Genomic DNA, 7,725 nt, shown 5'->3' on the forward strand with positions numbered 1-7,725 from the left:
ATAGTAGTAAAAAACAAGTGTTAAAAACTAACAGTGAAAGAATATATATAAATACTTTAATACCTGGATTCAACTATATAAATCATCTTGGTAACCTAATTACACCAAAAAATTGTGCTCTAATATAGTTTAACACATACTTATATCGATTGTCCCCACAACGGTAGTATTGTAAAACTTGTTAAAAGTTGTCCCCACAACGGTAGTTCTAATAAAGTAAAAAAAATAAACCGAAGTCCCCACAACGGTTAGTATAAAAAGTTTATCAACTTAAAAAAAAAATAACATTCAACTAAAATTTATTAAACGTATCCATAATGAAATGCATTTAACTTGAAATATCATTCTTATTGAATATCAGGGAAGTATATTTAGTATTTGTAAGGGGTTACAAATATTATTTAACTTCCCTTGTTCAGTCTAAAAATTTAATTTGGGAAGCCTCTACTTAAATATTACATCTGTGGGATATTTAATATTTAATTGGCTTCCCACCCACATAAACTAAAAATAGTATCCCTATTAAGCTCAATTTTATAAAGTAACTTATTCTAAAAAAATGAAAATTTATAGTAAAATTAAACTGGTAACTTAATTTTCAATGCTTCAATAATATTATAAACGGCAGGACAAATTTCAGTATTCTTCAACGTTAAATCCGATATTTGACTAAATTTACGACGATTAGTATGAGGATATTCACTGCAAGCCTTCGGACGAACATCATAAATGAAACAAGTATTATCTTCTAAATCTAAAAAAGAACAAGGAGCTGTTTTTAATACATAAAAATCGTCTACATCTCTATCTAAATATTGTGATATAAAATTCACAACTTTCATTTTTAAATGTTTAGAAATACGTTGAATATCTTTTTCAGTAAATATTGGGCTAGTAGTTTTGCAGCAATTCCCACATGTTAAACAATCTGTTTTCTTAAATTCATTATCGTGCAATTCCTGCATTACTAAATCCAAATTTTTTGGTGTTCTCTTTTTTAGTTTTAGAAAATATTTTTTACTTTCTGCTAATTTTTCTTTTGCTAATTCAGGTAACTCCTTTAAAAACGCTTCCATTATTTTAATTTAACCGCAAAAATACGATTAAAAATTTTCAAAAATTATGTATTTTTGCATTTCAAAATATTTCAGCAAACAAATTATGCAAAACAGTTTAGAAATAGCCGTAAAAAAAGGCTTTCAAAAGATTTACAATGCGGCTATAGAATCAGTCGAATTTCAAGCAACTAAAAAGGATTTCGAGGGTGATATCACTATTGTTGTTTTTGCATTTTTACGCTTTGTGAAAGGAAACCCAGTTGAAATTGGAACTAAAATTGGTGAATACTTAAAAGAAAATGTTGAACAAGTTTCCGATTTCAATGTTGTTAAAGGTTTTTTAAATTTAGTTATTGCTGATTCATATTTTACAAACAGCTATAATAACATTCATAAAACTAAAAACTTTGGGTTTGTTGCTCCTAAAGTGAATGAAAAAGCTGTTATGGTTGAATATTCTTCGCCAAATACAAACAAACCACTTCATTTAGGGCATATTAGAAATAACTTATTAGGTTATTCTGTTGCTGAAATAATGAAGGCTTCTGGGAAAAAAGTTTACAAAACACAAATTATAAACGATCGTGGAATTCATATTTGTAAAAGTATGTTGGCTTGGCAACGTTTTGGAAATAATGAAACTCCTGAAAGTACTGGATTGAAAGGTGATAAATTAGTTGGTAATTATTATGTCAAATTCGATCAAGAATATAAAAAACAAATAAGCCAATTAATTTCTAAAGGAAAAACAGAAGAAGAAGCAAAAAAAGAAGCTCCACTTTTAGTAGAAGCTCAAGAAATGTTATTGAAATGGGAAGCTGGAGATGAAGAAATTGTATCACTTTGGAAAACTATGAACCAATGGGTGTATACTGGCTTTGACCAAACATATAAAGAACTTGGTGTTGATTTTGATAAAAATTACTATGAAAGTAATACCTATTTATTAGGAAAAGATGTTGTTGCAAACGGTTTAGAAAAAGGAGTTTTTTATAAAAAAGAAGATGGTTCAGTTTGGATTGATTTAACTGAAGATGGCTTAGATGAAAAAATAGTATTACGCTCTGATGGAACTGCGGTTTATATGACACAAGATATTGGAACTGCCATTGAACGTTTTAAAGATTACGATTTAGACGAATTGGTATATACCGTTGGTAATGAGCAAGATTACCACTTTAAAGTGTTGTTTTTAATACTTGATAAATTAGGATATGATTGGGCCAAAAATCTGTATCATTTATCATACGGAATGGTAGATTTACCAAGCGGTAAAATGAAATCGAGAGAAGGAACTGTTGTAGATGCTGATGATTTAATGGAAGAAATGACTAAAACAGCTGGTGAAATTTCTCAAGAATTAGGAAAATTAGAAGGCTACTCAGCTGAGGAAAAAGAAGTATTATATAAAACCATTGGTTTGGGTGCTCTTAAATATTATATATTAAAGGTTGATCCAAAAAAACGAATCTTATTCAATCCAGAAGAATCTGTCGATTTTGCAGGTAATACAGGTCCGTTTATTCAATATACGTATGCAAGAATTCAATCTATTTTAAGAAAAGCGACTTTTGATTATACGAAAGAAATAACTAGTATTGAATTACACGAAAAAGAACGTTCACTTATAAAGCAAATTCAATTGTATCCTGAAACAATTCAGAATGCAGCAAAAAATCACAGCCCTGCACTTATTGCAAATTATACGTACGATTTAGTAAAAGAATATAATTCATTTTATCAAAGTGTGCCTATCTTAGGATGTGAAAATGAAGATGAAAAAATCTTAAGAACACAGCTCTCGTCAAAAGTTAGTGAAATAATAAAATCTGCCTTTAAATTATTAGGAATTAATGTTCCTGAGAGAATGTAAGAATGTAAGAACTCGAAAACATTATAGTTAATTAAAACCTTGTTCTAAGAATAAAGAATAATAAATACTTAAATTTGCAGCTAAATACTGCTAACTTAAAATTTAAAAAACATGAAATACGACATAATAATAATTGGTAGTGGTCCTGGAGGATACGTTACAGCCATTAGAGCTTCACAACTTGGATTTAAAGTTGCCGTAGTAGAAAAAGAAAATTTAGGTGGAATTTGTTTAAACTGGGGATGTATTCCTACAAAAGCTTTATTAAAAAGTGCCCAAGTTTATGATTATTTAAAACATGTTGATGAATATGGCTTAAAAGCTGAAGCTATTGACAAAGATTTTGATGCCGTTATAAAACGTAGTAGAAATGTTGCTGATGGAATGAGTAAAGGTGTTCAGTTTTTAATGAAAAAGAACAAAATTGATATTATTGATGGTTTTGGGAAAATTAAAACTGGAAAAAAAGTTGATGTAACTGATGCTGATGGAAAAGTAACTGAATATAGTGCAGATCATATAATTATTGCAACAGGAGCTCGTTCACGTGAATTACCAAACTTACCACAAGATGGAAAAAAAGTTATTGGGTATCGCCAAGCGATGACATTACCATTACAACCTAAAAAAATGATTATTGTTGGTTCTGGAGCTATTGGTGTTGAATTTGCACACTTTTACAATGCTATGGGTACTGAAGTTACTATTGTAGAGTTTTTACCAAATTTAGTTCCTTTGGAAGATATAGATGTTTCAAAACAATTTGAACGCTCTTTCAAAAAATCAGGAATTAAAGTAATGACTAACTCATCTGTTGAATCTGTTGATATTTCAGGAAAAGGTGTAAAAGCAGTTGTTAAAACTAAAAAAGGAGAAGAGATATTAGAAGCTGATATTGTACTTTCTGCTGTTGGAATAAAATCAAATATTGAAAACATTGGTTTAGAAGATGTTGGAATTATTACAGATAGAGATAAAATTTTAGTAAACGATTTTTACCAAACAAATATACCTGGTTATTATGCTATTGGTGATGTTGTTCCTGGACCTGCATTAGCGCATGTTGCTTCTGCTGAAGGGATTACGCTTGTTGAAAAATTAGCTGGCTTAAATACTGAAGCAGTTGATTACGGGAATATTCCTGGTTGTACTTATGCAACTCCAGAAATTGCAAGTGTTGGTTTAACTGAAGCTCAAGCAAAAGAACAAGGATATGAATTAAAAATTGGAAAATTTCCATTCTCTGCTTCAGGAAAAGCAAAAGCTGCAGGAACTCCTGATGGTTTTGTAAAAGTAATTTTTGATGCTAAATATGGAGAATGGCTAGGTTGCCATATGATTGGTGCTGGTGTAACTGATATGATTGCTGAAGCTGTTTTAGGTAGAAAATTAGAAACTACAGGGCACGAAGTTTTAAAAACAATTCACCCTCACCCAACTATGAGTGAAGCAGTTATGGAAGCTGTTGCCGATGCTTATGATGAGGTGATTCACTTATAAAATAGATAATTATTAAAAGTCCTGGCAAATTTGTTAGGACTTTTTTTGTTTATAAATACTCCTAAAAAGTAAATTTAATAATCTAAGTTTAGATTATACACTTCCAAAATTTATATTTTTATACTATATTTGAAAACTAACAATCATTTTAATTATATGAAAGTATTCCAACTATTTTTAGTTTTAATTTTTGCAATTACAATTTCTTGTAAAGAAGACAAACCTAAAACAATACAAAAAGTAAACAAAGAAACAAATAAAGTAGTTCATTATATTTGCGATAATAAATGTGAAAATAGTGGAAGCGACGTTGCTGGAAATTGCCCAACATGTAGTACTCCATACACACATAACTTAGCATTTCACAACGATGATTTTTTAAAAAACGGACCATTAAATGTTCCTAAAACTGATTTAAATACCAATCCTGCTGCAAATACAGCTGCTTCACCTGCGCAAAATGCTTTAGGTGTTTTCCATTATACTTGTGCTAACGGATGTTATGGCGGTGCTGGAACAGCTACAAAATGTGTTTCTTGCGGTTCAGATTTAGCTCATAATCAAGCATATCATTAATAAAACTCATTAACATATTATGGCATTTTCATTTTCAAATATTTTAAAACCTAAAAAAGAAAAAACACCTAAGGAAGTTCTTCCTAAAATTGAATTTAAAGGAGGAACCATATATGCTGAAGATGTTACTAATAATGTTTATTTAGATTTTGAAGAATTGGGTGGCTTTCCTTTTATAAAAACTATAATAATTGGTGATTTATCAACAAAAATTAAAAGAACAGGTTGTACTCTAACTTTTATTTTTGAAAATGATTCATTAACCTTAAACTCTGATAATACAGATATTGAATCTAATAAAATAAAAAATACAGCTTCTTATTATACTGAAATTGATTTTGAATTAAATGAAGAGGAAGCTAAAAAAATTAAGAATGAAAAGGTAAAAGAAATTCAATATAATTTTAAAGGGAAAGTTCATACATATAAAAAAGTATAAATTTTATTCATAAATTATTATAAAAAAAAGGAACTGTTAATAACAGTTCCTTTTTTTTGAATTTAAATCTATTTTAGTTTCCTTTTTTATAATCAGTTAAAAATTGGGCCAAGCCAATATCAGTTAAAGGATGTTTTAGTAAACCTTTTATTGCACTTAAAGGTCCTGTCATTACATCAGCTCCAATTTTTGCACAATTCATAATATGCATTGTATGACGCACAGATGCAGCTAAAATTTGAGTTTCAAAACCATAATTATCATAAATAAGTCTAATTTCTGAAATCAAATCTAATCCGTCTGTAGAAATATCGTCTAAACGACCAATAAAAGGAGACATATATGTTGCTCCTGCTTTAGCAGCTAATAATGCCTGACCTGCAGAAAATACCAACGTTACATTTGTTTTAATTCCTTTATCTGAAAAATATTTACAAGCTTTAATTCCATCAGCAATCATTGGTAATTTTACCACAATTTGAGGATGCAATTCAGCCAATTCTTCGCCTTCTTTTATCATTCCTTCAAAATCAGTTGCAATAACTTCTGCACTTACATCGCCTTCAACTATATTGCAAATATCAACGTAATGTTTTAAAATATTATTTTTCCCTGTAATTCCTTCTTTTGCCATTAAAGACGGGTTTGTAGTTACCCCATCTAAAACACCTAAAGCTTGCGCTTCTCTAATTTGATCTAAATTTGCTGTGTCAATAAAAAATTTCATTCTTTATAGGTTGTTTAATTTATACTGAATTATTTATACTTCACAAAAGTACTCAAATCATTACAATTTATAATGATTCATTAACATCTTTTCATAAACTGTATCGGGCAGTATTTTTTTTAATACTATTGAAAATTTTTGCATAAAGTCTCCAACTTTATAGTGAATTTTAGGTTTTGAAGTATTGATGATTTTATAAATAGCTTTTGCCATTTCAATTGGGTCGCTTCCGCTATCTACATGTGTATCCATTAAATTTAAGTTACTTTGATAGTTTTCTTTATAAGGTGAATTTTCAAAAACGGGAGTATGATATCTTCCTGATGCAATATTGGTAGCAAAATCACCAGGCGCAACATTGGTTACTTCAATACCAAAACTTTTAACTTCCATTCTAATTGCCTCAGTTACAATTTCTAAAGCACCTTTTGTAGCAGAATAAATACCTCTAAAAGGCAATCCCATATAACCCGCAATTGAAGTCACATTAATTATTAATCCGCTTTTTTGACTGCGCATTTGTGGCAAAACCGCTTTCATTACATTGATAGCTCCAAAAAAATTAGTATCAAAAACCCTGCGCATTTCATTGGTTGGAGTTTCTTCAATAGGACCTGTAATTCCCATTCCTGCATTATTAATTAGAATATCTAATCTTCCTTCGTTTGAAATAACTTCTTCAACAGCTTTTAAAATAGTTTCAGTATTATTAACATCTAATGAGACCAATTTAAATGGATGATTTTTTATGTTGTTTGAATTTCTGCTTGTTCCATAAACAATAAATCCTTTTTGGGTTAAAAACTCACCAACAGATTTTCCTATTCCTGAAGAACCTCCTGTAATTAAAACTACTTTTTTCATTAAATGATTAAATATTGAAAGGTTAAAAATTCCTTAATAAGTTTCAAAAGTACGGTATTTGGACTAAAATTAGAATTGGAAGTGAAATTAATTTGAGGTAATTTCTATTTTTGAAATTTAAAAAAAAGGACATAAAAAAAGGCAAGCTACCTACATCACACTGCTACAACCTAATACCTTTGCTGCGTTCCCGCCCTGGAGGATTCAAAGGGAGCTAGTTGTGTAGGACTTGCCGCTGCAAATTTACAATCATTTTTAATCTTGCACAATCTTTTCTTACCAAATTTGTAACAAAACTTCAATTTTAGTTACTAATCAATTGTATATGTTTTATTTCATGGTTTTTCTAAACTTAAAATGAAAACAAAAATGAATTCAATATATTTGTCCAACTAACTAAAAAAATCAAATCACAATGGAAAATCAAACATCAAGTAAAAACACAATTTTAAACTACGGATTATACTTAGGTATTATTTCTGTTTTAGTAAGCCTTGTAGTATATGCAATGGGAAATCATGTAAAACCACATTGGTCAGTTAGTGTCATAAACATCGTAATTATGCTTACCATGATTGTAATGGGAATGAATAAGTTTAAAAGTGATAATAACGGATTTATGTCTTGGGGACAAGCTGTAAAAATAGGTGTTGGACTTACAGTTGTAAGTACTGTTATCGTAATTATT

General features: G+C 29.4%; 8 protein-coding genes and 1 other RNA gene. 5 read left to right on the forward strand and 4 right to left on the reverse strand.

Annotation, left to right across the window (positions count from 1 at the left end; translation table 11 throughout):
• Positions 1-578: 578 nt before the first annotated feature.
• Complete coding sequence (locus Q0352_RS07545; protein ID WP_299526035.1) at positions 579-1,076, reverse strand: YkgJ family cysteine cluster protein; 498 nt, start codon at positions 1,074-1,076, stop codon at positions 579-581.
• Between the two features lie 85 nt (positions 1,077-1,161).
• Between Q0352_RS07545 and argS the strand changes: the two genes are divergently transcribed.
• The 4 genes from argS (at position 1,162) to Q0352_RS07565 (ending at position 5,446) form a co-directional block, all read left to right on the forward strand.
• Positions 1,162-2,931 (forward strand): arginine--tRNA ligase, encoded by a 1,770-nt coding sequence (gene argS / locus Q0352_RS07550; protein WP_299526038.1) that lies wholly within the window; start codon positions 1,162-1,164, stop codon positions 2,929-2,931.
• Positions 2,932-3,042: 111 nt separating this feature from the next.
• Complete coding sequence (gene lpdA / locus Q0352_RS07555) at positions 3,043-4,431, forward strand: dihydrolipoyl dehydrogenase (protein WP_299526041.1); 1,389 nt, start codon at positions 3,043-3,045, stop codon at positions 4,429-4,431.
• Between the two features lie 156 nt (positions 4,432-4,587).
• Complete coding sequence (locus Q0352_RS07560) at positions 4,588-5,007, forward strand: hypothetical protein (RefSeq protein WP_299526044.1); 420 nt, start codon at positions 4,588-4,590, stop codon at positions 5,005-5,007.
• A 19-nt stretch (positions 5,008-5,026) separates the two neighbouring features.
• Positions 5,027-5,446, forward strand: coding sequence for a hypothetical protein (locus Q0352_RS07565; protein ID WP_299526047.1), 420 nt, complete (start codon positions 5,027-5,029; stop codon positions 5,444-5,446).
• A gap of 73 nt (positions 5,447-5,519) precedes the next feature.
• Here the strand turns inward: Q0352_RS07565 and fsa are convergent, their stop codons facing one another.
• The 3 genes from fsa to ffs form a co-directional block, all read right to left on the reverse strand.
• Positions 5,520-6,173 (reverse strand): fructose-6-phosphate aldolase, encoded by a 654-nt coding sequence (gene fsa, locus Q0352_RS07570; RefSeq protein WP_299526050.1) that lies wholly within the window; start codon positions 6,171-6,173, stop codon positions 5,520-5,522.
• A 60-nt stretch (positions 6,174-6,233) separates the two neighbouring features.
• Entirely contained in the window at positions 6,234-7,037 is an 804-nt protein-coding gene (locus Q0352_RS07575; RefSeq protein ID WP_299526053.1) for an SDR family oxidoreductase, read from the reverse strand.
• A gap of 136 nt (positions 7,038-7,173) precedes the next feature.
• An RNA gene (ffs, locus tag Q0352_RS07580) (signal recognition particle sRNA small type) lies at positions 7,174-7,272 on the reverse strand.
• A gap of 180 nt (positions 7,273-7,452) precedes the next feature.
• Here ffs and Q0352_RS07585 point away from each other — a divergent pair.
• Positions 7,453-7,725: DUF4199 domain-containing protein (locus Q0352_RS07585; RefSeq protein WP_299526056.1), on the forward strand; the 273-nt coding region annotated here is incomplete at its 3' end.

The sequence above is a fragment of the uncultured Lutibacter sp. genome (assembly GCF_937891065.1).
Taxonomy (GTDB): Bacteria; Bacteroidota; Bacteroidia; order Flavobacteriales; family Flavobacteriaceae; genus Lutibacter.